The organism is Pseudomonas sp. NPDC079086 (assembly GCF_044542155.1).
In the GTDB taxonomy this organism is placed as follows: domain Bacteria; phylum Pseudomonadota; class Gammaproteobacteria; order Pseudomonadales; family Pseudomonadaceae; genus Aquipseudomonas.
Map to the genome: position 1 here is coordinate 243,076 of NZ_JBITTY010000003.1, position 26,111 is coordinate 269,186.

The 26,111-nt window shown below is 59.7% G+C and carries 21 protein-coding genes; 6 read left to right on the top strand and 15 right to left on the bottom strand.

What is annotated here, in order from left to right:
- Nucleotides 1–34 precede the first annotated feature (34 nt).
- From topA to fadB, 4 genes are all read right to left on the bottom strand, one after another.
- Nucleotides 35–2,644, bottom strand: coding sequence for a type I DNA topoisomerase (topA, locus tag ACIGEK_RS15900; RefSeq protein ID WP_397494262.1), 2,610 nt, complete (start codon nucleotides 2,642–2,644; stop codon nucleotides 35–37).
- Between the two features lie 125 nt (nucleotides 2,645–2,769).
- On the bottom strand, nucleotides 2,770–3,006 hold the full coding sequence (locus tag ACIGEK_RS15905) for a DUF1653 domain-containing protein (protein ID WP_090387350.1): 237 nt from the start codon (nucleotides 3,004–3,006) through the stop codon (nucleotides 2,770–2,772).
- A 159-nt stretch (nucleotides 3,007–3,165) separates the two neighbouring features.
- Nucleotides 3,166–4,341 (bottom strand): acetyl-CoA C-acyltransferase FadA, encoded by a 1,176-nt coding sequence (gene fadA / locus ACIGEK_RS15910; RefSeq protein ID WP_397494263.1) that lies wholly within the window; start codon nucleotides 4,339–4,341, stop codon nucleotides 3,166–3,168.
- A gap of 30 nt (nucleotides 4,342–4,371) precedes the next feature.
- Nucleotides 4,372–6,519 carry a fatty acid oxidation complex subunit alpha FadB gene (gene fadB, locus ACIGEK_RS15915; RefSeq protein ID WP_397494264.1) on the bottom strand — a complete coding sequence of 716 codons (2,148 nt, stop codon included), beginning with the start codon at nucleotides 6,517–6,519 and terminating at the stop codon, nucleotides 4,372–4,374.
- 481 nt (nucleotides 6,520–7,000) lie between these two features.
- Here fadB and ACIGEK_RS15920 point away from each other — a divergent pair, with 481 nt between their 5' ends.
- Complete coding sequence (locus tag ACIGEK_RS15920) at nucleotides 7,001–7,819, top strand: hypothetical protein (protein WP_397494265.1); 819 nt, start codon at nucleotides 7,001–7,003, stop codon at nucleotides 7,817–7,819.
- A gap of 158 nt (nucleotides 7,820–7,977) precedes the next feature.
- On the opposite strand, the gene ACIGEK_RS15925 is transcribed toward ACIGEK_RS15920, so the two are convergent.
- Entirely contained in the window at nucleotides 7,978–8,415 is a 438-nt protein-coding gene (locus ACIGEK_RS15925; RefSeq protein WP_397494266.1) for a hypothetical protein, read from the bottom strand.
- Nucleotides 8,416–8,502: 87 nt separating this feature from the next.
- Between ACIGEK_RS15925 and ACIGEK_RS15930 the strand changes: the two genes are divergently transcribed.
- Nucleotides 8,503–8,943, top strand: coding sequence for a universal stress protein (locus tag ACIGEK_RS15930; protein ID WP_167141227.1), 441 nt, complete (start codon nucleotides 8,503–8,505; stop codon nucleotides 8,941–8,943).
- Nucleotides 8,944–8,973: 30 nt separating this feature from the next.
- On the opposite strand, the gene ACIGEK_RS15935 is transcribed toward ACIGEK_RS15930, so the two are convergent.
- Nucleotides 8,974–9,660, bottom strand: a complete 687-nt coding sequence (locus ACIGEK_RS15935) for a DUF6901 family protein (protein ID WP_397494267.1) — start codon at nucleotides 9,658–9,660, stop codon at nucleotides 8,974–8,976.
- 63 nt (nucleotides 9,661–9,723) lie between these two features.
- Complete coding sequence (locus ACIGEK_RS15940; protein WP_397494268.1) at nucleotides 9,724–11,637, bottom strand: ATP-binding cassette domain-containing protein; 1,914 nt, start codon at nucleotides 11,635–11,637, stop codon at nucleotides 9,724–9,726.
- A 368-nt stretch (nucleotides 11,638–12,005) separates the two neighbouring features.
- Between ACIGEK_RS15940 and ACIGEK_RS15945 the strand changes: the two genes are divergently transcribed.
- Nucleotides 12,006–13,931 carry a transglycosylase SLT domain-containing protein gene (locus ACIGEK_RS15945; protein WP_397494269.1) on the top strand — a complete coding sequence of 642 codons (1,926 nt, stop codon included), beginning with the start codon at nucleotides 12,006–12,008 and terminating at the stop codon, nucleotides 13,929–13,931.
- Between the two features lie 49 nt (nucleotides 13,932–13,980).
- On the opposite strand, the gene ACIGEK_RS15950 is transcribed toward ACIGEK_RS15945, so the two are convergent.
- Nucleotides 13,981–14,787 carry an MOSC domain-containing protein gene (locus tag ACIGEK_RS15950; protein ID WP_397494270.1) on the bottom strand — a complete coding sequence of 269 codons (807 nt, stop codon included), beginning with the start codon at nucleotides 14,785–14,787 and terminating at the stop codon, nucleotides 13,981–13,983.
- Here ACIGEK_RS15950 and ACIGEK_RS15955 point away from each other — a divergent pair.
- Nucleotides 14,786–15,265 (top strand): DUF1499 domain-containing protein, encoded by a 480-nt coding sequence (locus ACIGEK_RS15955; RefSeq protein WP_397494271.1) that lies wholly within the window; start codon nucleotides 14,786–14,788, stop codon nucleotides 15,263–15,265. The two genes, ACIGEK_RS15950 and ACIGEK_RS15955, sit on opposite strands and share 2 nt — an antisense overlap.
- A gap of 17 nt (nucleotides 15,266–15,282) precedes the next feature.
- Here the strand turns inward: ACIGEK_RS15955 and ACIGEK_RS15960 are convergent, their stop codons facing one another.
- A complete protein-coding gene (locus tag ACIGEK_RS15960; RefSeq protein ID WP_397494272.1) occupies nucleotides 15,283–16,218 on the bottom strand; it encodes a chemotaxis protein CheV in 936 nt (311 codons plus the stop codon).
- A gap of 153 nt (nucleotides 16,219–16,371) precedes the next feature.
- Nucleotides 16,372–17,268 carry a lipid kinase YegS gene (gene yegS, locus ACIGEK_RS15965; RefSeq protein WP_397494273.1) on the bottom strand — a complete coding sequence of 299 codons (897 nt, stop codon included), beginning with the start codon at nucleotides 17,266–17,268 and terminating at the stop codon, nucleotides 16,372–16,374.
- 209 nt (nucleotides 17,269–17,477) lie between these two features.
- On the opposite strand from yegS, the gene ACIGEK_RS15970 reads away from it, so the two are divergent.
- The gene (locus ACIGEK_RS15970; RefSeq protein ID WP_397494274.1) at nucleotides 17,478–18,176 is read left to right on the top strand and encodes a pirin family protein; all 699 of its coding nucleotides are present in this window, start codon (nucleotides 17,478–17,480) and stop codon (nucleotides 18,174–18,176) included.
- Nucleotides 18,177–18,327: 151 nt separating this feature from the next.
- Here ACIGEK_RS15970 and ACIGEK_RS15975 read toward each other — a convergent pair whose 3' ends face one another.
- The 3 genes from ACIGEK_RS15975 to ACIGEK_RS15985 form a co-directional block, all read right to left on the bottom strand.
- Nucleotides 18,328–19,887, bottom strand: a complete 1,560-nt coding sequence (locus ACIGEK_RS15975) for an FGGY-family carbohydrate kinase (RefSeq protein WP_397494275.1) — start codon at nucleotides 19,885–19,887, stop codon at nucleotides 18,328–18,330.
- Nucleotides 19,888–19,951: 64 nt separating this feature from the next.
- A complete protein-coding gene (locus ACIGEK_RS15980; protein WP_397494276.1) occupies nucleotides 19,952–21,535 on the bottom strand; it encodes an FAD-dependent oxidoreductase in 1,584 nt (527 codons plus the stop codon).
- 2 nt (nucleotides 21,536–21,537) lie between these two features.
- Nucleotides 21,538–23,133: an FAD-binding oxidoreductase gene (locus ACIGEK_RS15985; protein ID WP_397494277.1), complete on the bottom strand. Its 1,596-nt coding sequence runs from the start codon at nucleotides 23,131–23,133 to the stop codon at nucleotides 21,538–21,540.
- 139 nt (nucleotides 23,134–23,272) lie between these two features.
- Between ACIGEK_RS15985 and ACIGEK_RS15990 the strand changes: the two genes are divergently transcribed.
- Nucleotides 23,273–24,295, top strand: a complete 1,023-nt coding sequence (locus ACIGEK_RS15990; RefSeq protein WP_397494278.1) for an AraC family transcriptional regulator — start codon at nucleotides 23,273–23,275, stop codon at nucleotides 24,293–24,295.
- A gap of 5 nt (nucleotides 24,296–24,300) precedes the next feature.
- Here the strand turns inward: ACIGEK_RS15990 and glp are convergent, their stop codons facing one another.
- The gene (gene glp, locus ACIGEK_RS15995; protein ID WP_397494279.1) at nucleotides 24,301–25,515 is read right to left on the bottom strand and encodes a gephyrin-like molybdotransferase Glp; all 1,215 of its coding nucleotides are present in this window, start codon (nucleotides 25,513–25,515) and stop codon (nucleotides 24,301–24,303) included.
- On the bottom strand, nucleotides 25,512–26,051 hold the full coding sequence (gene moaB, locus ACIGEK_RS16000) for a molybdenum cofactor biosynthesis protein B (protein WP_397494280.1): 540 nt from the start codon (nucleotides 26,049–26,051) through the stop codon (nucleotides 25,512–25,514). Before moaB ends, glp begins: the two co-directional genes overlap by 4 nt.
- Nucleotides 26,052–26,111: the final 60 nt, after the last annotated feature.

Consider the following 26,111-nt stretch of genomic DNA (forward strand, 5'->3'; position numbering starts at 1 on the left):
GCGCCGGCCAGCGACAGGCGCGCGTTGTGCTAAATCAGCTCTTGTCTTCGACTTTCCACTTACCGCCATCAAAGAACGCACGCCAGCCCGTCGGTTTGCCATCGACCTCGGTCTGCACATATTGCTCTTTGGTTTTGCGGCTGTAACGGATCACCGCAGCGCGGCCTTGCGGGTCTTTCTTCGGTGCGTCGCAGAGGAAGTGGTACTTGGGATCGATCTCGTCGCGATGCGGGATCAGTTCCAACACCAGCGGTGCGCGGGTTTCGCGGTTTTTCGGGAACTGACTGGCAGCCAGGAACAGACCCGAAGCGCCATCGCGCAGGATATAGGTGTCGTTGACCTTCTCGCACTTGAGCTCCGGCATTTTCACCGGGTCCATTTTCGGCGGCGCCGCTTCGCCGCTTTTCAGCAGTTTGCGGGTGTTCTTGCACTCGCTGTTGGTGCAACCAAAGAACTTGCCGAAACGGCCGGTTTTCAGCTGCATCTGGCTGCCGCACTTATCGCAGTCCAAGCTCGGGCCTTCGTAGCCCTTGATGCGGTACTGGCCCTGCTCCACTTCATAACCGCTGCAATCCGGGTTATTACCGCAAATATGCAGCTTGCGGGTCTCATCAAGCAGGTAGGCATCCATCGCGGTCGAACAGATTGGGCAGCGATGCTTGCCAAGCAGCACACGCGATTCCGACTCACCCTCGTCATCTGCAGCAATTTCATCGCCCGGAACCAGATTGACCGTCGCCTTGCAGCGCTCTTTCGGTGGCAATGCATAACCTGAGCAGCCAAGGAATACACCTGTCGAGGCCGTGCGAATAGTCATCGGCCGAGCGCAATCGCGACAAGCGATATCCGTGAGCGTTGGCGTATTGGCGCGCATACCACCATCGCTGTCGCCTGCCACTTCAAGCTTCTTCTTGAAGTCGCCGTAGAACTCATCAAGCACATGCTTCCACTCGCGCTCGCCCTGCGCCACATCGTCCAGATTCTCTTCCATGCCGGCGGTAAAGCCGTAGTCCATCAAATTAGAGAAGCTCTCGGAGAGACGCTCAGTAACGATATCGCCCATCTTTTCGGAGTAGAAACGACGGTTGTGTAGCGCCACATAACCACGATCCTGGATGGTGCCGATAATCGCTGCATAGGTCGACGGACGACCAATACCGCGCTTCTCCATCTCTTTAACCAAGCTGGCTTCCGAGTAGCGAGCAGGCGGCTTGGTGAAGTGCTGGCTGGGGTCGAGCTTGACCAGTTTGAGCACTTCACCCTGATTCATTTCCGGCAGCACATCGTCATCGCCCGGCTTACTCAGCTGCGGCAGCGCACGGGTATAACCGTCGAACTTGAGAATACGACCCTTGGCACGCAGCTCGAACTGAGCAGCGGTGACGGTCACAGTAGTCGACAGGTACTCAGCCGGCGGCATCTGGCAGGCGACGAACTGACGCCAGATCAACTCATACAACCGCTCAGCGTCGCGCTCCATGCCCGACAGTTGAGTTGGTTTGAGATTGACGTCGGAAGGACGGATCGCTTCGTGCGCTTCCTGCGCGCCTTCTTTGCTGCTGTAGGCAATCGGGTTGGCTGGCAGGTACTTCTTGCCGAACTCCCCTTCGATAAAGTCACGCACCATGCTCACGGCATCAGCCGAGAGGTTGGTCGAGTCAGTACGCATATAGGTGATGTAACCAGCTTCATACAGACGCTGGGCCATCATCATGGTCTTCTTCACCCCAAAGCCCAGGCGATTACTCGCTGCCTGCTGCAGCGTGGAGGTAATAAACGGCGCGGAAGGTTTGCTACTGGTCGGTTTGTCTTCGCGCTTACTGATGCTGTAGCTGGAGGCTTTCAGCGTCGCCAGGGCCGCCATGGCCTGGGCTTCATTAAGCGGTTTAAAGGCTGCGCCGTTCTCACGCGCCACTTCAAAGCGCACATTGGCGCCTTGGGCAGTGCCCAGATCGGCGTGCACTTCCCAGTATTCTTCGGGGACGAAAGCGCGGATCTCTTTCTCACGCTCGACCACCAGCTTCACCGCAACCGACTGCACACGACCGGCGGACAGGCCACGAGCGATTTTCGCCCACAGCAGCGGCGAAACCATATAACCCACTACGCGATCGAGAAAACGCCGGGCCTGCTGGGCGTTGACCCGATTGATGTCCAGCTCGCCAGGCTTGGAAAACGCTTCCTGAATGGCTTTCTTGGTGATTTCGTTGAACACCACGCGCTTGTAGCGGCTGTCGTCACCACCGATGGATTCGCGCAGGTGCCAGGCAATGGCTTCCCCCTCGCGGTCCAAGTCGGTTGCGAGATAGATGGTGTCGGCATCCTTGGCCAAACGGCGTAATTCCTCGACCACCTTCTCCTTGCCTGGAAGGATCTCGTACTTGGCTTTCCAGCCATGCTCGGGATCAACCCCCATGCGCGCAAACAGTTGGCGCTTGGCTTTTTCCTTGGGCGACAGCGCCGGCACTTCACCTGCAGCGGCTTTACCACGCTTGACCGGCTCTTTGGCGGTGCTCGCCGAACCACTGGTGGGTAGGTCACGGATGTGGCCGATGCTCGACTTCACCACGTACTCGTTGCCCAAGTACTTGTTGATGGTCTTGGCCTTGGCCGGGGATTCCACGATGACCAGCGATTTGCCCATGGATTGGAAAATTCCTGAAATTCGATAAATAAATGCGGGAGGCGCTGTACTGCCTACTAGCGCGGCACCGCTATATATAGTGGTGGTCCGGCTGAGGTCAAGCGCAGCAATGGCCCAATGTCAGCTCAAGGCCGAGTAAACAGTGCAGTTTCAGCCTGAATCAAAGCAAAGCGTGGAACCGTCTCGCCGTCCACCTCAACGCTTTCGCAGAACATCTCCAACGGCCTCACCCATAGGCCAAACTCGCCGTACAGCGCCTGATAGACCACCATCGCCTGCTCCGTTTCGGAGTGCTGGGCTACGCCAAACACACGGTACTCAGGGCCTTTGTAGTGACGGTAGAGGCCTGGTTGCAGCTGCATGGATGAGTTCCTTGAAGATTTCCCGGCAAAAAATTGCCCGGAGCCATTTTTAACGGCGCGCCGCGACGACCCAAAGGTGACCGCCAAGGACGGCGCGTATAAAAACAAAAACCGGGGCCCCTGGCCCCGGTTTTTTCCATCTCTTACAGCCAGTGAAGCTTACAGGCGTTCGAAGACGGTGGTGATGCCTTGGCCGAGACCTACGCACATGGTCGACACACCAAAGGTGCCGCCATTCTGCTTCATCACGTTGAGCAGGGTACCGGAGATACGTGCACCGGAACAACCGAACGGGTGACCCAGAGCGATCGCGCCGCCGTGCAAGTTGACCTTCTCTTCCATCTTGTCGAGCACTTTCAGGTCCTTCAGCACAGGCAGGGCCTGGGCAGCGAAGGCTTCGTTGAGCTCGAAGAAATCGATATCACTGATGGTCAAGCCAGCACGCTTGAGGGCCTTCTGAGTCGACGGCACTGGACCGTAACCCATGATAGCCGGATCAACACCAGCAACAGCCATGGCGCGAACTACGGCCATTGGCTGAATACCGAGGTCTTGGGCTCGCTGGGCGCTCATGACGATCATGCAGGAAGCGCCGTCAGTGATCTGCGAGGACGTACCTGCAGTCACGGTGCCGCCTTTCGGGTTGAACGCAGGCTTCAGTGCAGCCAGGCTTGCCAGGGTGGTTTCCGGACGAATGGTTTCGTCGTAGTCGAAGACCTTCAGGAAGCCGTTCTCGTCGTAGCCTTGCATCGGGATGATTTCATCCTTGAACTTGCCTTCGACGGTGGCCTTGTGGGCCAGACGATGCGAACGCTCACCGAAAGCGTCCTGCTGCTCACGGCTGATGCCATGCATCTTGCCGAGCATTTCAGCGGTCAGACCCATCATGCCCGAGGCCTTGGCCGCGTAGAGCGACAGGTGCGGGTTTGGATCGACGCCGTGCATCATGCCAACGTGGCCCATGTGCTCCACACCGCCGATGACGAATACGTCACCGTTACCGGTCTGAATCGCCTGCACAGCAGTGTGCAGTGCGCTCATGGACGAACCGCACAGGCGGCTTACAGTCTGGCCAGCAGCGGTGTGCGGGATCTGAGTCATCAGCGACGCCATGCGCGCGATGTTCCAGCCCTGCTCTAGGGTCTGATTAACGCAGCCCCAGATCACGTCTTCCACTTCAGCTGGATCCAGCTTGGTGTTACGTGCCAGTACGCCGCTGATCAGGTTGGCCGACATGGTTTCGGCACGGGTGTTGCGATGCATGCCGCCCTTGGAACGACCCATCGGGGTACGACCGAAGTCGACGATGACTGCATCTCTAGGATTCAGGCTCATAAATTCACTCTCGCTCTAGTCTGTCCGCGATTAACCGAAAAACTTCTGGCCGTTAGCGGCCATTTCGCGAAGCTTGGCAGTCGGGGTGTACAGCGCGCCCAGCTCGGCGTATTTGTCGGCCAGGGCAACGAACTCGGCTACACCGACGGTATCGATGTAGCGCAGCGCACCACCACGGAACGGCGGGAAGCCGATGCCGTAGATCAGGCCCATATCGGCCTCAGCTGCGGTATCAACGATGCCGTCTTCCAGACAACGCACGGTTTCCATGCACAGAGGAATCATCATGAAGTTGATGATGTCTTCATCAGTCACTTCACGCTGCTCGGTCACGATGGACTTGAGCAGGTCATAGGCAACCGGATCAGAAACCTTCTTCGGCTTGCCGCGCTTGTCCATTTCGTAGGAGTAGAAGCCTTTGCCGTTCTTCTGGCCCAGGCGATCTGCTTCATACATCACGTCAACTGCGGTACGGCCTTCAACAGCCATGCGATCCGGGAAACCTTCAGCCATTACGTCACGGCCGTGGTGACCCGTGTCGATACCAACCACGTCGGACAGGTACGCCGGGCCCATCGGCCAGCCGAACTTCTCCATAACCTTGTCGATACGCACGAAGTCCACGCCGAATGCCAACAGCTTGGAGAAGCCACCGAAGTACGGGAACAGCACGCGGTTAACCAGGAAGCCTGGGCAGTCGTTGACCACAACTGGGGTCTTGCCCATTTTCTTGGCGTAAGCAACGGTGGTAGCCACGGCTACGTCGCTGGACTTCTCGCCACGAATCACTTCAACCAGCGGCATCATGTGCACCGGGTTGAAGAAGTGCATGCCGACGAAGTTTTCCGGACGCTTGAGGGCCTTAGCCAGCAAGTTGATGGAAATGGTCGAGGTGTTCGACGCGAGGATTGCGTCTTCTTTAACCACGCCTTCCACTTCAGCCAGCACGATCTGCTTGACCTTCGGGTTCTCGACCACGGCTTCGACAACGATGTCGACAGCGCCGAAGTCGCCGTAGGACATGGTCGGGCGAATAGCAGTGAGGGCTTCAGCCATCTTCGCCGGGGTCATGCGACCTTTGGCAACGCGGCCGCCGAGCAGCTTGGAAGCCTCGGCCAGCCCCATCTGGATACCCTCTTCACGGATATCCTTCATCAGGATCGGGGTGCCCTTGGAAGCGGACTGGTAGGCGATACCGCCACCCATGATGCCAGCGCCGAGTACGGCAGCCAGTTTCACGTCTTTGGCGATTTCGTCGTACTGCTTGGCTTTCTTCTTCAGGTCCTGATCGTTCAGGAACAGGCCGATCAGGCTGGCAGCAACCGGGGTTTTAGCCAGTTTGACGAAGCCAGCAGCTTCCACTTCCAGCGCTTTGTCGCGACCGAAGTTGGCGGCTTTCTGAATGGTTTTGATCGCTTCAACCGGCGCCGGATAGTTCGGGCCGGCCTGACCTGCGACAAAACCTTTGGCGGTTTCAAAGCACATCATCTGCTCAATCGCGTTGAGCTTGAGCTTTTCCAGCTTCGGCTGACGCTTGGCCTTGAAGTCCAGCTCGCCGGAGATGGCGCGCTTGATCAGATCCAGGGCAGCGGCTTGCAGCTTGTCAGCGGCAACCACGGCATCCACTGCACCCATTTTCAGGGCGTCAGCAGCTTTGTTCTCTTTACCACCGGCAATCCACTCAACCGCGTTATCGGTACCGATAACACGTGGCAAACGCACGGTGCCGCCGAAGCCTGGGTAGATGCCCAGTTTGACTTCCGGCAGACCAACTTTGGCGCTTTCGGCCATGACGCGGTAATCCGCGGCCAGACACATCTCAAAACCACCGCCCAGGGCGATGCCGTTGATCGCGACAACAGTCGGAACATTGAGGTCTTCAAAATCACTGAAGATCTTGTTGGCTTCGAGGTTGCCAGCCACCAGTTCTTCGTCCGGCAACTTGAAGTTGTCGACGAACTCGGTGATGTCGGCGCCGACGATAAATACGTCTTTGCCACTGGTGACAATCACGCCCTTGATCGAACCATCGGCCTTGATTGCATCAACGGATTGACGCAGTTCATTGAGGGTAAGACGGTTGAATTTGTTGACGGATTCACCCTTGAGGTCGAATTTCAATTCGACAATGCCACTCTCAAGAGCCTTAACCGTGATGGCTTTACCTTCGTAAATCATCAACTGATCTCCACGGTATGGAAGCTGAACAGTACACATCGGAGCCAACCAGCAAGCTACTCCACGGCATAGCCGTCTCAGAGTAGCCCCAATCAGCCTGGCACACCCACCGACGCGATAATCGGGCTGTAAAGGCGGTGCCTTTGAAGGCAAACGCTCAATTCATACGCCCGTTTGATTTGGGTGTGCACACCTTCAAGGAAAAGCCCCTACTTGTCAATTGGCCTGTAGTGACTGCAAAGGCGTACAAAAAATTACGTTCAGGCTTACGCAGGCGTGCTGATTACTCTGCAGCGAACAGGCGGCCATCCGCAGCGATATACGGTTACTTCGCCAACTCTGCAAACAGAAGTGTGATCCAGCGCATACCTAGCCAAATGATTTGGCTGCAGGTACAGTCGTCTCAATACGGCCGTTTTAGACCGCCCGTAGCCAAAACAAAAACAATTAGAGCCCAATCAAGGGCGCACGGAGTTTCCCCATGTCGAGCCGCATGCTTGCCATTGTTTTGAGCACCCTGCTCGCAATCACCCTCCCCCTATTCAGCGCTGCGACCCAAGCTGCAGATGCCGCTACCAACCTGCTGAAACTGCACCAGCTGCGCTTGGCTGCACAAAAATCTCTTGGCGACTTCTATATGTTCAACGGCATGGAAGGTGACCAACGCTATGCGCGGATGATCAACGACTCGCTAAGCGAGGTGAATAGCCACCTGACAGCGCTGACGGATATGCCCGGCGAAGGCGCAAAGGCGCTGCGCTCGCAGCTTGATCAGCAATGGAAGGGTTATCAGATCGACCTCAACAATCTGATCAACGCACTAAAGAGCCAGGGCTTTACCGACCTGCAACCAGTGGCCGACCTGGCAGCCCGCAATCAGCAGCTGATGACCCTGAGCCAGGAGCTGTACACCAAGATCCAGCAGGAAGGCAGCTACAGCGTGCCTGCTCTTACCCAGCGAAGCCGCGAGCAAAGCCTGCTGATGCAAGGCATTGCCGTAGATTACGCCTCACGCAGTGCATCGGTCGGCGCCACTTTTATGGGCGGCGGCGATGCACGACCGATCGAGGAGCTGGTCAGCGAATTCGCCAGCAAGATGGCAGCACTGGAGAAAGACCCGAAGAATACGCCGCAGCTCAAGCAATCCTGGGAAGGGGTCGCCACTAAATGGCGCTATATTGAAAAGTCGCTGATCAACTACAACGAGAACAGCGTGCCATTTCTGGTCAACAAGTACTCCAATACCATCATTCAGGGCATTGAACAGATTTCAGGCCAGTACGCGGTCGCCAACCTCTGACCGCGACCGTCACCCCCCGTATTCGCTTTACCGGCCTGCCTGGCCGTACTCCAGCCCAGTGCTCGCACTGGGCTTTCTTTATGGGGCCTGCTATCCCTGGCAGCCACTCTTCGGGCCGGCGCTACGCGACGTTAAATACGGCCCCAGGCAATTTTTGTTCAGGCCTTAGCCTGGAGAAACGCAACAATTGCTTCCAACGCCTCGCTAGCACCCCGCTCGCCCCAACATACAGACAGCATCTGATCAGTCGCCTCGACCTTGAAGGCATCCGCAGGCAATGCCTGCAATTGCGCCAACAAGGCCTGATCAACGCAGGGCTCGCGCCATTTATTCACCCACTGCCCCGGTTCAATCTGCCAATAGCACCAGCTATCAATCTGCCCGCGCTTGCGCGCACGGTGGTATTGCGGGCAAGTGTGCGGCGGCTGACGCAGCAACCAATGCGGCCACTCCTGGCGCGACAACTGCATTGCTACGCCCATACGCCGCGCCTGTAGGCGCACATCCATCTGTCCACGCTGATGGCGCGATGGCACCAGCCAGGCCAGCGGGCTGAGCATAAAAGCCAGGAGTAAAAGTAGAAACCAGGGACTCATATCGTTATCTCACCGGCAAAAGCCTGTCATCAGCGCTCAGGACGGCCATAATAAAACCATTGATCAACTTGCAAGGAGAGTTACCCCATGCCCTATCAACACATTCTGGTCGCCGTCGACCTTACCGAGGAGTGCGACCCGGTTATGCACCGTGCGCAGAAACTAGCAGCCAGCAGCGGAGCCAAGTTGTCGGTAGTGCATATCGTCGAACCCATGGCCATGGCCTTCGGCGGCGACGTACCGATGGACCTGTCGATGCTGCAACAGCAACAGTTCGACCAGGCCCGCGAGCGCCTGGACAAGTTTTCCGGCAAATATCCCGATCTAAGCGCCGAGCATCGTCACCTGGCCTACGGCCAGCCGCGCCAGGAAATTCACCGCCTGGCAGAAGAACAGCAATGTGACCTGATCGTCGTCGGCAGCCACGGCCGCCACGGCCTGGCGCTGCTACTGGGCTCCACAGCCAACGACGTACTGCACGGCGCGCCTTGCGATGTACTGGCCGTGCGCCTGAAAAAAGCTGAGTAACGCGAGCAGCCGGTGAATAACGTCGCCGCGTTATTCACCGCTCTCAGGTGAGCTCATGACCAGCGGGCGAATCTTCTGCAGCTGGGTTTCCAGCGAATACGTCATGCTTGAGGCCATGGAGAAGAAGGTCAGGAACGCCTTGAGGTTGGAGTCGCCCTCGCAGGTCGCATGAATGCGCTGCCAGAACGCCTGATTGACCAGCTGCAACTGCTGGAACATTCGCACCAGGCCCTTCAGCTCCCAGTCAGGAGCACGCCCCTCGCGCAAATTGAAGTACTGCTGCGTCAGGTACAACGACACCGTGCGCAGAATAAATTCCTGGCTATTAGCAAACGGCAAATGATGCTGCGCCATTGGCTTGAGCTTACCCAGCACCGGACAGGCACTGGTTGCCATGATCACCCCGAGCAACGCGCGCAGCCCCTCTTCCAAACCGACCTGCTTGTTGTACTCACGCTCAGGCGTACGCACCCATACAGCCACCTTTTTGAATGCGGGCAGGCCCTGGAAATCCTCGATTACCCGATGCAAGTCGACAGCCGCTGGGCAATGACTGAAGTTGTCCTTGCTCAGCGGGCAGTTGCTGCACTGCTGGTATTCAAGACGCGTCCAGGCCGGTGCACTTTGCGCTGCCTCTGCCTCATACACCCGATCCAGCTCAATCCTGTAGCTGAATTGATGATTATCGTCGAGAGTGATGCGGTACTCGATGGCCATGAATGTCTCCGCCAGAAGTCTCAAAATCCTGTTTGAGTGCGTTACGTACTTAACACATCGGGTTTAGCCTTCCAGCTCCGCCCAACGCTCGACCAATTGTTCCAGCTCATGCTGTACGGCCTGCAATTTCGCCAGCACCTCAGCGGTCTTTTCCGCCGGTTGCTGATAGAAACTCGGTGAACCGATCTGCTCCTGCAAGCTGGCGACCTGCCCCTCGAGCACATCAATCTGCCCTGGAATGGCCTCCAGTTCGCGCTGCAGCTTATAGCTGAGCTTTTTCTTGCTTGCCGCGGCAGCCACAGGCTCCTCCGCAACTGGCGCTGGGACCACTGCAGAGGCTAGTTCAGGCTTGCCGGCTTTGCTTTCACCGACTCCGAGCAGGCGCGGCGAACCGCCCTGACGCAACCAATCCTGATAACCACCAACATATTCGCGCACCTTACCTTCACCTTCGAAGACCAAAGTGCTGGTCACCACGTTATCGAGGAAGGCCCGGTCGTGGCTAACCATCAGCACGGTGCCTGGGAAGGTCAGCAGCACTTCTTCAAGCAACTCCAGGGTTTCCACATCGAGGTCATTGGTCGGTTCGTCCAGCACCAGCAGGTTGGCCGGCTTGCTGAACAGCTTGGCGAGCAAAAGACGTGCCCGCTCACCACCAGAGAGTGCCTTAACCGGTGTACGCGCACGCTGCGGGCTGAACAGGAAGTCGCCCAGGTAGCTCAGCACATGGCGGTTCTGCCCGTCGATCTCGATAAAGTCGCGGCCTTCGGCGACGTTGTCGATCACGGTCTTTTCCAGGTCGAGCTGGTGACGCAATTGGTCAAAATAAGCCACATCGATGCGTGTGCCTTCGGCCACTTCACCGCTGGTGGGCTGCAAACCACCCAGCATCAGCTTCAGCAGAGTGGTTTTGCCGGTACCGTTGGCCCCGAGCAGGCCGATACGGTCGCCGCGCTGCAGCACCATGGAGAAGTCCTTGATCAGGAACGGCCCACCTGGATGCGCAAAGCTGACGTTTTCCAGCACCATCACCTGCTTGCCGGATTTCTCTGCAGTTTCCAGCATGATATTGGCCTTGCCGGTACGCTCACGGCGCTCGCTGCGCTCCACGCGCAGGGCTTTGAGTGCGCGCACGCGGCCTTCGTTTCGGGTGCGGCGAGCCTTGATGCCCTGGCGAATCCACACTTCTTCCTGCGCCAGGCGTTTGTCGAACAGCGCGTTGGCGGTCTCTTCGGCGGCCAGGGTGGCTTCCTTGTGTACCAGGAAACTGGCGTAGTCGCCGTTCCAGTCGATCAGGCCGCCACGGTCCAGTTCGAGGATGCGCGTGGCCAGGTTCTGCAGGAAGGAACGGTCGTGGGTGATAAACAGCACCGCCCCCTGGAAATCGGTCAAGGCTTCTTCCAGCCAGGCAATCGCGCCGATATCCAGGTGGTTGGTGGGTTCGTCGAGCAGCAGCAGATCCGGCTCGGAGACCAGCGCCTGAGCCAGTAGCACGCGGCGACGCCAGCCGCCGGACAGTTCAGCCAGGGTCTTGTCGGCTGGCAGTTGCAGGCGGCTCAGGGTGCTGTCGACCAGCTGCTGTAAGCGCCAGCCGTCACGGGCCTCAAGGTCCTGCTGCACGTGCATCAGCTTGTCCAGATCGGCTTCAGTGACACAGTTCTGCGCCAAGTGGTGGTACTGCGCGAGCAGTTCACCCACACCGTCCAGGCCTTGGGCAACCACATCAAACACGGTGCGGTCATCAGCCTGCGGCAACTCCTGCGGCAATTCGCCGATCTTCAGGCCAGGTGCGCGCCAGACGGCGCCGTCATCGGCCTTCTGGTCGCCCTTGACCAGCTTCATCATGCTCGACTTGCCGGTACCGTTGCGGCCGATGATGCACACCCGCTCGCCACGGGCGATCTGCCAAGACACCTTGTCCAAGAGCGGCATTGCGCCGTAGGCCAGGGAAATATCGGTGAACTTGAGCAGGGTCATGGCACGCCTCAACAAAAAACGACGGGTGAACGCTGGTAAACCGCGGCCTAGCAACGGGCTTCGTTGCATCTAGGGCACAGCGGCATCCTGAAACACCCAGAAAATCATCTGCAGCTGCCCAAGGCACCCGCAAAACAGGGCGCGCATTCTAACCGAGAAGCGCCCAGACCAAGCAGGCAATTTCAGCGCCAGGTGCGGTAAATTCTGCATTGGCCGTAGGTCGCCCAGGCGGCAAGCGCTCTAGCACGCTAGCCAAGACTCAAGCCGCGATTAATGCCGACAATTACGCGTTGAAACGCATTGCGCCTTCACCACCCATAGGCAAAAGACTAAGCTAGAGCCATACGCATTATTTGCCTGGAAGTGTCATGCGCGGTCCCCTGTTCAGCCTGCTGTCCTGCCTGTTGGTTTCCTCCCTGAGTTTTACTGCGGTGCAAGCCGCCACCCTGACGCAACAACGTCAATATTACGACCAAGCCAAAGCCGCACTGGCCAAGGGTGACAAAGGACCTTACCAGCGCTACGCCAGTGCCCTGCGTGACTATCCGCTGGAGCCCTATCTGGCGTATGACGAGCTAACTGCACGGCTGAAATGGGCAAGCAATGACGAAATCGAGAAATTCCTCGCCGAACATGGTGACTTGCCGCAGATCAGCTGGATGAAGCTACGTTGGTTGCGCTGGCTGGCCGAGCGCGGCGAATGGAAGACCTTTATCAATTATTACGACCCAACGCTCAATTTCACCGAGCTCGACTGCCTATATGGCCAATACCAACTGAGCCACGGCATGCGCGCCGAAGGCAACGCCACCGCAGAGAAACTCTGGCTGGTGGGCAAATCGCAGCCTAACGCCTGCGACCCGCTGTTCGCGCTGTGGGCCGCAGAAGGCCAACTTACCGAGCAGAAACGCTGGCAGCGCGCCAAACTGGCAGCCGAAGCACGCAACTATGGCCTGGTAACCCACCTGATCAAGGCCATGCCAACCCTAGGCAACCACGGCAAAAGCTTATTAGAAGTGGCGCAGAAACCTGAGCTACTGAAACAGACTGCACGCTTTACCCAGGCCGATCCGGCAACAGCCGATGTAGTTGGCCTGGGCCTACGCCGCCTGGCCCGCCAGGACCCGGAAAGCGCACTCAAACTGCTCGACAGTTACTCTCAACGGTTGAAGTTCTCCAGCGACGAACAAGTCGCCATCGCCCGAGAAATCGGCCTAACCCTGGCCAAACGCTTCGATGCCCGCGCCCTGCAAGTCATGGCCAAGTACGATCCCGAACTGCGTGACAACACCGTCAGCGAATGGCGCGCTCGCCTGCTGCTGCGCTTGGGCCGCTGGGACGAAGCCAACCAGCTGACGCGCAAGATGCCCGCCGAACTGGGCAACACTAATCGCTGGCGTTACTGGCAGGCGCGCAGCCTGCAACTGGCGCAGCCCAACAACCAGGAACCGAAAGCGCTGTATCAGGCACTGGCCAAGGAGCGTGATTTCTACGGTTTTATGGCCGCTGACCAGGTGAAAGCGCCTTATCAGCTGAACAACAAACCGCTGGCCCTGAGCCCGCAAACCATTCAGAAAGTACGTAATTCGGCGGCTATTCGCCGTGCCCTGGAGTTCCACGCCCGCGGTCAGGTCGCTGATGGCCGGCGCGAGTGGTACAACGTCAGCCGCCTGTTCAGCCGCGATGAAATGGTCGCCCAGGCGCGTCTCGCCTATGACATGGGTTGGTACTTCCCGGCCATCCGCACTATCAGCCAGGCGCAGTACTGGGACGATTTGGACGTACGCTTCCCGATGGCCCACCGCAATGAACTGGTACGCGAGGCGAAGAATCGCGACATCCACTCCAGCTGGGTATTCGCCATCACCCGCCAGGAAAGCGCCTTTATGGCCGATGCCAAGTCGGGCGTTGGTGCCATGGGCCTGATGCAACTAATGCCGGCCACCGCCAAGGAAACCGCCAAGCGCTTTGGTATTCCGCTGTCATCGCCGCAGCTGGCCTACCGCCCGGAGGTCAATATCCAGTTGGGCGCGGCCTACCTGAGCCAGATCTACGGCCAGTTCAACGGTAACCGCGTACTCGCCTCCGCCGCCTACAACGCCGGCCCAGGCCGTGTGCGCCAGTGGCTGCGGGGTGCGGACCACCTGTCGTATGACGTGTGGATCGAGAACATCCCGTTTGATGAAACCCGCCAGTACGTGCAGAACGTGCTGTCCTACTCGGTGATCTACGGCGAGAAGCTCAATGCGCCGCAGCCACTGGTAGCCTGGCACGAGCGTTACTTCGACCAATAACCACTAAACAGGCACGCTCAACAGCAACTGCTGAGCGTGCCTTCTCGCCCTACTCCAGCACCTGCACCGGCATATCCAGCCGCAAGTAGCCCCCACCACAGGCAATCAGGTTCTGCCCGAAAAACACCTCGCCCTCGCGCTCACGGTAGGTTTTCAGGGTGGCCAGCGGCTCACGGTCAGCGCTGCGCTCGCCGGTTTGTGGGTCGAGGGTGGTCATGATGCAGCGCGAGCAGCCCTTGACCACACGAAACTCCAGCTCACCAATGCGAATCCGCTTCCAGCTGTCCTCTGCATACGGCTCGCTGCCACTGACCACCAGATTCGGACGGAAGCGCAGCATCGGCAAAGGCCGGCCGACCCGGGCCGACAGATCATCCAGCGACGCTTGGCCGATCAGCAGCAACGGAAAGCCATCGGCAAACGCCACCTTGTCGCCTACCTCCGCATAGGCCGTATCAACCTGCCGCGCACGCGGCTCTGGCACCTGCACCAGGCGACAGGTGCGGCCAAGCAACTGGCTTAGCCACTGCGCGGGCACATCGCCAGCATCCGGCACCTGCAAGCTATCGCGCCAGATGGTTACGCCACGCAGCGGCGCCTGCCCATCCGGCACCGCCACCAGCAGCTCAGCCATGCCCGGCGCACTCAGTTGCAGGTGCGTGCTGCCCAGCCAGCGCGCTTGCAGCTGGGTCATTTGTGCCAGTAAGCGTTGTGTAAGGAAGCGCCCGGTTTCAGCATCGACTACCATCCAGCGACGATCACCCTGCACGCCCAAGGCGTCCAGCGCCGTTTCACGCAAGGCTTCACCCGCCGCCGATTTCAGTGGATAACGGTACAACCCGGAGAGATGCAACATGAGCCCAGCTTCCCTTTGGCAAAACGCCCTTATACGAGTAACCCGCCGTACTCACAAGCCCATCTTGGCCCTACCGCTGCTGGTTCTGCTAAGCGCCTGCAGTGGCACCGCACCGGACAATCTCGGCATCCACGACGGCCATCTGCGCGCCTGCCCGGACTCACCGAACTGTGTAAATAGCCAGGCCAGCGATGCGCGGCACGCCATCCAGCCGCTACCGCTGAAAGGCTCTACCGAAGAAACCCAGGCACTCCTCAAGGCGCTACTCAGTGAAGAGCCACGCGTGAGTCTGGTAGATGAAGCACCGGGTTATTTGCGCGCGGAATACAGCAGCAAGCTGATGCGCTTTGTCGATGATGTGGAATTTATGATCGGCGCAAGCGCCGTGGATGTGCGCTCGGCATCACGTCTGGGCTATGCGGATTTCGACGTAAATCGTGAACGCATTGAGCGACTGCGCCAGCGCCTTGGCGAATAGCGCAGCCCTCGCCGGAGCTATTCCTCAGGGTGAAGCAGCGCCAAACGCTCGTGCACCACATCCACCAGTTTGTCCGGCTGGAATTTAGAGAGGAAGTTGTCGCAGCCAACCTTCTTCACCATAGCCTCGTTGAAGCTGCCGGACAGCGAGGTGTGCAGCACCACATACAAATCCTTAAGACGCGAGTCATTGCGGATTTCGGTGGTCAGGCGGTAGCCGTCCATTTCTGGCATTTCCGCATCGGTAATCACCATCAGCAATTTCTCGTGCACATCGACGCCGTCGTCGGCCCAGCTTTTCAGCAGGTTCAGCGCGCGCAAACCATCGCTGGCGGCGTGGCAACGGATATCCAGTTGCGCCATGGTGCCCTTGAGCTGACTCATGGCCACGTTGGAGTCATCCACCAGCAGTACTTCACGGCCCTTGGCGTATTCCAGCAGTGGGTCTGAGAGTTTCTCCGGCGAGACCTTGGTACTCATCGGAGTGATTTCCGCCAGCACCTTTTCCACGTCGATCACTTCGACAATCTGGTCTTCGACCTTGGTGATTGCGGTCAGGTAATGCTGGCGTCCAGCACCACCTGGCGGCGGCAGGATGGATTCCCAGTTGAGGTTGAGAATGCGCTCGACCCCGCCAACCAGAAAGGCCTGCACTGAGCGGTTGTACTCGGTGACGATGATGGTGCTGCGCTCATCCGGCACGATTGGGCGCATGCCGATGGCCTGGGACAGATCGATCACTGGCAACGTCTGCCCACGCAGGTTGACCACACCACAAACAAACCTGTGCCGCTGCGGCATCAGGGTCAGCTTGGGCATCTGCAGAACTTCCTGCACCTTGAATACGTTGATCGCAAACAACTGCCGACCCACCAGGCGGAACATGAGAATTTCCAGGCGGTTCTCACCCACTAGCTGGGTGCGTTGGTTCACTGAGTCGAGAATGCCGGCCATCATGCGCTCCTGTTTACTTATCGATCTAGCCTAGCTCAAATAGCCATGACCTGATGTATCGGCCATATGCCGCGCATCTGAAGGCGGGTGGCGCAGCGCCATCATGCGATAAGCGCAGCGTCGAGGCTAGCCAGATGGCAGGAAGCTTCCGGCTTATTGCACCAGCAACGGGGAGTTTTCTGGCAAATGCACGCGCAGCGCGTTCGGCATTGCCGCAAAGCGCAACTTGCGACTTTCCATCGGCTCGCCGTCCAGATTGAGATCCATGCCTTGTGGTGCCTCGACCTCCAGCCAAGCCAGCCGCGCGCTCAGGGCCACGCTCTGCAAACCATTGATCCCGCCTGATAGCAGCGTGCCCAGGGTGCCAACCACATCGGCCGCCGCCGGAACGATGCAGATATCCAACAAGCCATCGTTGACCCTCGCCTGGGGGCACAACACATGCCCACCGCCGGCCTGACGACCATTCCCAATACCAAGGGCGAGAAACTCGCCTTCCCACTGAAAATCCGGCCCGGTAAAGCGACCGAACGACGACTGCACGTCGGCAAAGCGGGTCAGGCCAGTCAGCAAGTAAGCTGCCCCGCCGAGCACACGCTTGAGGTCTTCCGGTGTGTTGGCGGTGACGTTGGAACCAAAACCACCCGTGGCCATATTGAGAAACACCTGCCCCTCGGCTTCGCCCAGATCAATTGACTGCGCCGGCATATCTAACAAACCAAGCGCAGCCAAAGGCTCAAGCGGTACGCCGGCGGCACGGGCAAAATCGTTGGCCGTACCCAGTGGTAACAGCGCCAAACTGGCCTTGGTTTTTGCCAGCGCCATGGCTTCAGCCACATCACGCAGGGTGCCATCGCCACCGCCGGCAATCAGGATAGGATAACCGGCCTGCAACGCCTCACTGACCAGACGCTGCGCGTCTCCACCCTCCCAGGTAACCCGCACATCCAGCTGCCAGCCGTCTTCACGACGCGCCTGCACGGCAGCACGCACCTCGGCATTGAGGGCCTGCTTGCCATGCAGAATCAGCAGCGCTTTACGTTCTTGCATTCCCGGCATCCTTTTCACGCTTTTAGCTACAGGCTCAGCAACATGACTTGAGGTTGCACCCGCTTGCAACCAATGCGCATAAACATCTAATAATCAGATTATTAAGCTCAATATTTACGTATTTTTAATCGTATTGATTTATTGGATCATCGTTCCATCGCCCACGGACACCGCTGCTGAAAGCCGGTGTTCTTAATGAGGATACGCAGATGATCGAAGTACGCCCCTTCGCCGAACTCGGCGGTGCCCATCATGGCTGGCTGAATGCCCGTCATCACTTTTCCTTTGCCGAATACTATGACCCGGCGCGCATGAGCTGGGGGCCGCTGCGAGTGTGGAACGATGATGAAATTGCGCCGCAGACGGGTTTTCCAACCCATCCGCACCGCGATATGGAAATCATCACCTATGTACGCCAAGGGGCCATCACCCACAAGGACAACCTGGGTAACCATGGCCGTACCGAAGCCGGTGATGTGCAGGTGATGAGCGCCGGCACTGGTATCGCGCACAGTGAATACAACCTGGAAGACACCACCACCAAGATCTTCCAGATATGGATTCAGCCCAATCAGTCCGGCCTGCCGCCATCCTGGGGCGCCAAGCCATTCCCTAAAGGTGAGCGCGCCGGTGCCTTCGTCACGCTGGCCAGCGGCTTTGCCGAAGATCAGGACGCGCTGTCGATCCGCACCAATGCACGGATGGCGGCCGCTACCCTGCAAGCCGGGCAGAGCACCGAGTACCCGATTGGTGCTGCGCGCCGAGCTTACCTGGTGGCCGCCAGCGGCAGTATCGAGGTCAACGGCATAAGCGCCCAGGCTCGCGATGGTGTGGCAGTCAGCGATGTCGAAGTGATCCGGGTAACGGCCATCGAAGATAGCGAAATCATCCTGATGGATGTGGCCTAAGCGCCTGCCTGCGATCTGCTGCGCGTCGGCCCTGCTGCGTTAAAAACAGGCTTGGAATGCTCATGTACAACAGTACACTCCGCTTCCTCGCCTGTTTTTGCCTTGCAGGGCTCTAGCTCGCGAAATCGCTAACCAGCTCTTGATCAGCCTTTTAAGCCGGGTAGCCGGTGATTTTGCGGATGGTCTGGTACAGCGGCTTAAGCTGCTTGTACATGCGCTGATAAACCTGGGTGTAGAGCTGCTGATAAGTGCGCTGCGCCTCAGGATTAGGTTCAAACACCTGGCCAACTCGAGTCATGGCGGCGATCGCCGTGGGGTAATCCGGGTACAGGCCTAGCCCTACCGCACAGTTGATCGCCGCGCCCAAACCACTGGTTTCATACAGATGTGGCCGCTCGGCCGGCAGGCCGAAGATATCGGCAGTCAGTTGCATGGCTGCATCGCTCTGCGAACCGCCGCCAGAGACGCGCAAACGGGTGATACGGGTGCCCGAACGCTTCTCGATCTTCTCCTTGCCCTGACGCAGGGCATACGCCAGCCCTTCGAGAATCGCCCGGTAGATATGGGCACGGGTGTGCACGTCACCAAATCCGATGATCGAACCCTTGGCCTCCAGCCCCGGCTCACGGATACCAGGCGACCAATACGGCTGCAGCATCAGGCCCATGGAGCCGGCTGGTACGCTGTTGACCAGCTCATCGAACAACGCCTCAGGCTCGACGCCCAGCTCCTTGGCGCGCTGCATCTCGCGCAGGCCGAATTCCTGCTTGAACCAGCTGACCATCCAGAAACCGCGATAGATCATCACCTCGGTATTGAAGTGATCGGGAATCGCCGAGGGATATGGCGGGATCAGCGGAATGGTTTCCAGGTACTTGCTGCGGGTGGTGTTGATCGTTGCCGTCGTGCCATAGGACAGGCAGGCGGTGCTCGCCTCCACACCTCCTGCACCGAGTACCTCACAGGCCTTGTCGGCACCGGCGGCAATCAGCGGCAGGCCTTCGGGAATCCCGGTATGGCGGCTGGCCGCTGCGCTGATATGGCCGAGCAGTTCACCGGGCTTGCACAGCTCCGGCAACTGCTCACGGCGCACCGGCATGGCCTGCCATTTCCAGTCGCCGGCTTTGGCCCACTGCAGGCGCTTGTAGTCGAACGGCAGGTAGGCCACGCAACTGGTCAGCGAGTCGACAAACTGGCCGCATAGCCGATGGGTGAGAAAGCCAGAAAGTAGCAGCACTTTATGGGTATTGGCCCAGATTTCTGGCTGGTTCTGCGCGATCCAGTTGACCTCGGCCTGGGCGCGAAAATAATCAACCGTAGCCTGCAGACCCGCCAGTTTGAACAGCCAACCCCAGGGCCCGCTGATCCGCCCCTCGACCTTGGCCTGGCGTTGATCCAGCCAGAGCATTGCCGGACGTAGCGGCTGGCCTTGCTCATCAACATTGATCAGGGTGCCGCGCTGGGTGGTCAGCGATACGCCACGGATGTGACTGCGGTCGATATCCACCTGCTGCCACAGCTGCGCGCATGCCTGACCCAGGCTGGCCCAGTAATACTCGGGGTCCTGCTCGGCCCAGCCGGGCTGCTTGGAGTAATAGGCCTCCAGCTCTACCTTGCCCTTGGCGAGCAGGTTGCCCTGAAGATCGAACAGCAGCGCCCGGATGCTCTGGGTGCCGTTATCGATGGCCAGTAGGTAGTTTTTATCGCTCAAGGCACAACCCTTTCTGTAAATACACGCTAGTAGCCCGGATTGCATTCGGGCTACTGGCTGTTAATCAGTCGCCGATGCGCAAGCTGTAGCAGCGCTGCCAGAGCGCCAGATAATCCTGCTCTTCCTGCTGCCAACGCGCGTCATCCCAGCCCAACCGCGCCTGGCACAATGCACGGATACGCGGCAGTTCGGCGGCAGCACCCTGGGCCAACAGCAGGCCCAAACGGGTACGGCGCAGCAGCAGATCATCCAGATGCAGCACCAACTCCTGCTCAGCGGCCCACGCCAGTTCGGCCCATAACGTGCCAGTACCGACTACCTGCTCGACACCTAGCTCGTCGATCAGCGCCAGCAATTGCGGCAGCGCCCGACCATAACGACCGATTAGGCGCTTCTGCTCAGCCGGGCTTAGCGTTGGCATCGGCTGGCTGGACACCGCGGCAAAGGTCGCCGCGCCATGGTCATCCACTATGCGGCCAACCATCGGCGCGCAAGCCTGCAGCACCTCCAGCGCCAGCAGGCGGAAAGTGGTCAGCTTGCCGCCGGCCAGGGTCACGCAGCCGGGTTCAACCCAGAGCGCGTGTTCGCGCTTTTCATCCGAGGGTTTGCGTCCCGGTTCACCATCGCTGACCACTGGGCGCACGCCGGCCCAGGTCGACAGCACATCGGCCGCACCTATCCCGGTTGCGGGAAACTGCTGAGCGCAGGCATCGAGCAGATAAGTGACTTCGTCCGGGCTGATCCGTGCTTCTTCAGCCAACGGTGCCGGGTGATCCAGATCAGTGGTTCCGACCACCGTCGCGCCCTCCCAAGGGAAGACAAACACCGGGCGTTTGTCGGCTGCGTGCATAAAGCTGAAAGCATGGGCTACCGGCAGGCGCCAAGCGGGCAGCAACAGATGGCTGCCACGCAACGGGCGAATATGTTCCAGACCGGTTTTCCGGCGCAACTGATCAGCCCAGGCACCGGTGGCCTGAGCCACCACGCGGCTGTTAAAGCGGTACAACTTCCCGGTTTCGGCATCTTCGGCCAACAGGCCGCTGACCTGCCCGCCTTCGCGGCGCAGCTCGGCCACGCGCATGCCATTCAGTGCTTCACCACCTTCGGCACGGGCCTCACCCAGCACGCGCTGCACCAGCCGCGCATCGTCGGTCACCGCATCGAAAAAGCGCGTACCGCCCAGCAGCCCGTCTTCCTTCAGGCCCGGAGCCAGATAGCGCAGTTGCTGCAAGGGGTAGTACAGATGGTTGCGCTTGCCGGCCAGGGCGTCGTACACCGCCAGCAAGCTGCCAAATACCTTGGGGCCGGGAAAGCCGCCCTGGTAATGGGCCATGATAAAACTCAAGGGGTCGACCAAGCCCGGCGCTTCCTGCAGCAGGCGCTGGCGCTCGCGCACCGAATCGCGGGTCAGGGCGAATTGGCCCTTGGCGATATAGCGCAGGCCGCCGTGGACCATCTTCGAGGAGCGACTGGAGGTGCCCCAGGCGAAATCGCGCTGCTCCAGCAGCAGACACTTCCAGCCACGCCGCGCCGCTTCACGGAGGATACCGGCACCGCTGATACCGCCGCCCACGACGATCAAATCCCAGTCGCGTGCAGCCAGTTCAGGCAGAGCCTGCTCGCGCCAGGCGGCGTTCCAGTTAGTCATCATTAATCCTGCAGCAACACGCCAGGGGCCAGGCGCTGTTCAGGGTCGAAATGCCCGGCCAGGCTCTTGAGCGCGGCCATGCCCAGCTCGCCCTTCTCTACCGGTAGGTAAGGCGCATGATCACGACCCACACCGTGCTGATGGCTGATGGTGCCGCGGTTCTCGGCGATGGTCAGGCAAGCGGCATGCTTGAGTTTCTGCCAGCGCGCCATGGCCTCGGCGTAGTCACTGCCGGGGCGGAACACGTAAGTGGTGTAGATGCTCGAGCCTTCGTTGTAGACGTGGGACAGGTGAGTAAACACGTGTACCTGCTCATCCTCTTCACCCAGGCCGTTGCGCAAACTGGCTTCGAGCTTGTTCAGCAGGCTGTCGACGTTGCTCCAGTCGGTGGCGGTTTCCAGGGTGTCCACCGCGTAACCGGCGGCCCACAGGCCATGGCGCAGGTAGGGGAAACGGAAACGGTTTTCTGCCCATTTTTTACCGAGCAGAGTGCCGGTAAAGATGCCACCAAAGCCTTTGAGCAGCTTCTTTGCCTGCTTCAGCGAAGCGGCATTCTGCGTGCGGCTGCCGGTGACGCCAAAGGTCAGCATGCACTTGCCCTCACGGGCGCCGCGCAGGGCCAAGTATTTCTCCAGCCAGGCGATCTGCTGCGGATGGCCGGCCAGGGCCAGCTGGGTTTTGGTCTCAATGGCGTTGGACAGGCGCAGCATCGACAACGGCACCCGCGCCTGAGCCAGGCTGCGAATGGCGCTCAGCGCCTGCTGCCAGTTGGGCAGGAACACCGCGTAGAAATTTTCCTGCTCGGCCAGGCGGGTGATACGCACCTTGACCTCGGAAATGATGCCGAAGCGCCCTTCCGAACCCATAAGGATTTCGCGCAGGTCCGGCCCGGCGGCAGAAGCCGGGAAAGTCGGAATATCCAGGGTACCGGCGAAGGTCTCGACCTTGCCGCCGGCAAACAGCTGCTCGATACGCCCGTAGCGCAGCGACTGCTGGCCGCTGGAGCGACTGGCGACCCAACCGCCGAGGGTCGACAGCTCCCAGGACTGCGGAAAATGGCCAAGGGTATAGCCCTGGGCGCGCAACTGGCTTTCCACTTGCGGGCCATTGGCGCCGGGGCCGAAAGTGGCGATCAGGCTGTCGTGATCGATTTCAATCAGTTTGCCCATGCGCTCAAGCGACAGGGTCAGCACCGGTTTGCTGCCAGCCTGCGGGTTGATATGCCCAGCCACCGAGGTGCCGCCGCCATAGGGAATCACGATCAGGTCCTGCTGGCTGGCCCAGGCAAGCAACTCGCGGATCTGCGCGGCGCTCTCCGGATAGGCTACGCCGTCGGGGAACACGCCAAAATCACCCGAGCGCATCGCCAGCCAGTCCGGCAGGCTCTGGCCGCGGGCATGGCGCACACGGTCTTCGGCATTCAGGCAGATCAGCGGATGGGCCTGCAGACGTGAGGCCGGCACCTGCGCCAGCACCTGCTCCAGACTGGCATCGGCAAGCAATTGGCCAGGGCCGACCAGTTCGGCAAGAAAAGCCTCGCCATGGCTCGGCAGCTCCACCACTGTTGCTTCATCACCCCAGCCGTTCCAACGTCGCATCTGTGTCTCCCGGATATTTCAGTCACCCTTGATGGCTGCCTATACTAGCGGGCCGTTACAAAGCGTCACTGTCGTATCGAGCCAGGCGTTATCGCCAATCAAGACAATCAGAATATGCACTCATAATAAGAGCAGGCTCATGGAAAACCTCGGCTATACCTCCGTCCCCTCGCTGCTCAAGTACCTGCGCCATGCTGAGCAATTGACTCTGGATATCGACCAGGCACTGACGGCGGCCGGCATCAAGGCCGAGGACCTGGCCGACAACGGCAAGCGCATCCCCAGCGAAACCCACGAACGCCTGCTTGCGCACCTGCTACGGGTGTCTGGAGATCCGTTGTTCGGCCTGCATTGCGCGCGCTTTGTGCAGCCTGGTTCCTGGAGCGTACTCGGCTATATCACCATGAACTGCGCGACCCTCGGTGAGGCCATGAGCCGCATCGTGCCCTATGAAAAACTGGTGGGTGATATGGGCGTCAGCCGGGTCGAGGCGGCCAGCGACCACGTTCGCCTGATCTGGACCTGCCGCCATCAGGCTGAACCGATCCGCCGCCATATGGTGGAAAACGTGCTGGCCTCCTGGCTGCTGTATGCACGCTGGATCTCCGATTCGGACAGTTCGCCGCGCGAGGTGTGGTTCGAGCATGCCCTGCCTGAGGGCGTCGATATTGCTGAGTACCAGGCGATTTTCGGCTGCCCGATTCGCTTCGAGCAAAGCTGCAACGCCCTAATCGTGCCACTGGAGTACCTGGCGGTACCGCTGCGTCAGGCCGACGCCAACCTGCTGCGCACCTTGGAAGAGCACGCCCTGACCCTGATGGCCGGACTGGACGACAACGAGCCGCTGCCGCAACGGGTCAAGAACGCCCTACGCCTGCTGCTCAAGGATGGTTTGCCGCGCAAGGAACGGGTGGCGGAGAAATTCAATATGACGGTGCGCACCCTGCAGCGTCATTTGCAGCTAGCCGGCACCAGCTACCAGCAGATTCTCGATGAGTTGCGCCAGGAACTGGCCGAGCACTACCTGCTGCGCAGCGACCTGGCGATACAGGATATCGCCAGCTATCTGGGCTTTACCGAATCACGCTCATTTCACCGCAGCTTCAAGAGCTGGACCGGGCAGACCCCCGGCGAATTTCGCGAAAGCCAACGCAATGCCTAATGGCGCTAGCCGAGAATCTCGCTAAGCGGAATAAACCGCAGGCTATCGCCCTCGCCCAAGGTGGTGTTCTCCAGCACCTCGGCAAAACCCTCGGCCCAAGCGGCGCTACGCAGCACCCCGGAGCTCTGGTTCGGGTAAGGCACCACACGGCCATTTTCCAGGCGCGCGCGCAGGTATTCGCGGCGATTGCCAGCTTTACTCCAAGCGAAACCCGCAGGCATCGGAAAACCCAGCGGCTCAACCCGCTGCACACCTAAACGGCGCAGCAGATAGGGCCGCGCGAGCAGGCCAAAGGTCACCAGAGTCGACGCCGGATTACCCGGCAGACCAATCACCGGCACACCGCGGAACTGCCCGCAGGTCAGCGGTTTGCCAGGTTTGATCGCCAGTTTCCACAGCGCCAGCTCGCCTTCCTCACGCAGGGCCATGCCGAGGAAATCTGCCTCGCCCACCGACACCCCGCCGGTGGAAAGAATCAGGTCAACATCACGCAAGGCGCCCAGCGCTGCGCGGGTCAACTCCAGGTCATCGAGCAGAATTCCACCGTCCACTACCTCGCAGCCCAGACGCTGCAGCCAGGCGATCAGTAAACGTCGATTGCTGTTGTAGATCTGCCCAGGCCCCAGCGGCTGACCCGGTTCGATCAGCTCATCACCGGTGGACAACACAGCCACACGTGGCCGCCGGCGCACGGTCAATTCGGCGCAGCCTAGGGATGCAGCCAGACCCAGTTCAATAGGCCCCAGACGAGTACCAGCCGGCAATACGGAATCGCCGATACGGGTTTCCTGCCCCTGGGCGCGCACGTTCTGCCCAAGCTTCAGCGGCTCGCTAAAGGCAACGCGACCATCCTCAGCGAGCACGGCGTTTTCCTGCATCTCCACGGTATCGGCGCCGGCAGGTAGAGGCGCGCCGGTAAAGATCCGCGCACAGGTGCCGGGCTGCAAAGGTGCGGGCGCGCTACCGGCCTGGATACGTTGACTGACGACCAGAGGTTCGTCATTCCAGTCGGCCAGGCGCAGGGCGTAGCCGTCCATGGCGCTGTTGTCCCAAGGCGGCAGATCAAGCTGAGCAAGCAACGGTTCGGCCAATACCCGGCCAGCGGCGTCGCTCAGATTGACCCGCTCGCATTCAACAATCGCGCTGGCCTCGGCCTGCGCCAGCAAACGCGCCAGCGCCGCCTCAACGGGCATCAATCCCGGCTTGTCACAGCAGCTCATCCACGGCTCTCGCAGGCGGCCACCGACTTGAGGTGCGGGACGAAATTGCACGGGCGGTGGCGGTTATCCAGCTGCTCAGCGAGGATACCGTCCCAGGCGGTGCGGCAGGCATTGGTCGAGCCTGGCAGGCAGCACACCAGGGTGCCATTGGCCAGGCCAGCGAGAGCGCGGGACTGCACGGTCGAGGTGCCTATATCCGCCACGGAAATCTGCCGGAACAGCTCGCCAAAACCATCGACCTGTTTGTCCAGCAGACAGTTCACGGCCTCCGGGGTGCTGTCGCGGCCGGTAAAGCCGGTGCCGCCGGTGATCAACACCACTTGTACCTGATCTTCGGCAATCCAGGTCGCCACCTGAGCGCGAATCTTGTACAGATCATCCTTAAGCAAAACCCGTGCGGCGAGCTGGTGACCGGCGGTTTGCAGGCGGTCAACAAACAGCTGGCCGGAGGTGTCGGTATCCAGGCTGCGGGTGTCACTGACGGTCAACACCGCAATATTCAAGGGCACGAAATGTGCCTCGGCCTTGTGGTTCATGGCAGGCTTCCAGTTATGAGCGATAATGCCCGCCGTTATATCACAGGCCCGCTTTCGGAG

Coding starts and splice junctions, on each gene's coding strand:
- ACIGEK_RS15925 (WP_397494266.1), bottom strand. CDS start 8,415: ATGAGTCCCTGGTTTCTACTTTTACTCCTGGCTTTTATGCTCAGCCCG.
- moaB (WP_397494280.1), bottom strand. CDS start 26,051: ATGAACCACAAGGCCGAGGCACATTTCGTGCCCTTGAATATTGCGGTG.
- ACIGEK_RS15960 (WP_397494272.1), bottom strand. CDS start 16,218: ATGGCCGGCATTCTCGACTCAGTGAACCAACGCACCCAGCTAGTGGGT.
- ACIGEK_RS15945 (WP_397494269.1), top strand. CDS start 12,006: ATGCGCGGTCCCCTGTTCAGCCTGCTGTCCTGCCTGTTGGTTTCCTCC.
- ACIGEK_RS15985 (WP_397494277.1), bottom strand. CDS start 23,133: ATGCGACGTTGGAACGGCTGGGGTGATGAAGCAACAGTGGTGGAGCTG.
- ACIGEK_RS15935 (WP_397494267.1), bottom strand. CDS start 9,660: ATGGCCATCGAGTACCGCATCACTCTCGACGATAATCATCAATTCAGC.
- topA (WP_397494262.1), bottom strand. CDS start 2,644: ATGGGCAAATCGCTGGTCATCGTGGAATCCCCGGCCAAGGCCAAGACC.
- fadB (WP_397494264.1), bottom strand. CDS start 6,519: ATGATTTACGAAGGTAAAGCCATCACGGTTAAGGCTCTTGAGAGTGGC.
- ACIGEK_RS15920 (WP_397494265.1), top strand. CDS start 7,001: ATGTCGAGCCGCATGCTTGCCATTGTTTTGAGCACCCTGCTCGCAATC.
- ACIGEK_RS15980 (WP_397494276.1), bottom strand. CDS start 21,535: ATGACTAACTGGAACGCCGCCTGGCGCGAGCAGGCTCTGCCTGAACTG.
- ACIGEK_RS15950 (WP_397494270.1), bottom strand. CDS start 14,787: ATGTTGCATCTCTCCGGGTTGTACCGTTATCCACTGAAATCGGCGGCG.
- glp (WP_397494279.1), bottom strand. CDS start 25,515: ATGAGCTGCTGTGACAAGCCGGGATTGATGCCCGTTGAGGCGGCGCTG.
- ACIGEK_RS15905 (WP_090387350.1), bottom strand. CDS start 3,006: ATGCAGCTGCAACCAGGCCTCTACCGTCACTACAAAGGCCCTGAGTAC.
- ACIGEK_RS15990 (WP_397494278.1), top strand. CDS start 23,273: ATGGAAAACCTCGGCTATACCTCCGTCCCCTCGCTGCTCAAGTACCTG.
- ACIGEK_RS15955 (WP_397494271.1), top strand. CDS start 14,786: ATGAGCCCAGCTTCCCTTTGGCAAAACGCCCTTATACGAGTAACCCGC.
- ACIGEK_RS15970 (WP_397494274.1), top strand. CDS start 17,478: ATGATCGAAGTACGCCCCTTCGCCGAACTCGGCGGTGCCCATCATGGC.
- fadA (WP_397494263.1), bottom strand. CDS start 4,341: ATGAGCCTGAATCCTAGAGATGCAGTCATCGTCGACTTCGGTCGTACC.
- ACIGEK_RS15940 (WP_397494268.1), bottom strand. CDS start 11,637: ATGACCCTGCTCAAGTTCACCGATATTTCCCTGGCCTACGGCGCAATG.
- ACIGEK_RS15930 (WP_167141227.1), top strand. CDS start 8,503: ATGCCCTATCAACACATTCTGGTCGCCGTCGACCTTACCGAGGAGTGC.
- yegS (WP_397494273.1), bottom strand. CDS start 17,268: ATGCAAGAACGTAAAGCGCTGCTGATTCTGCATGGCAAGCAGGCCCTC.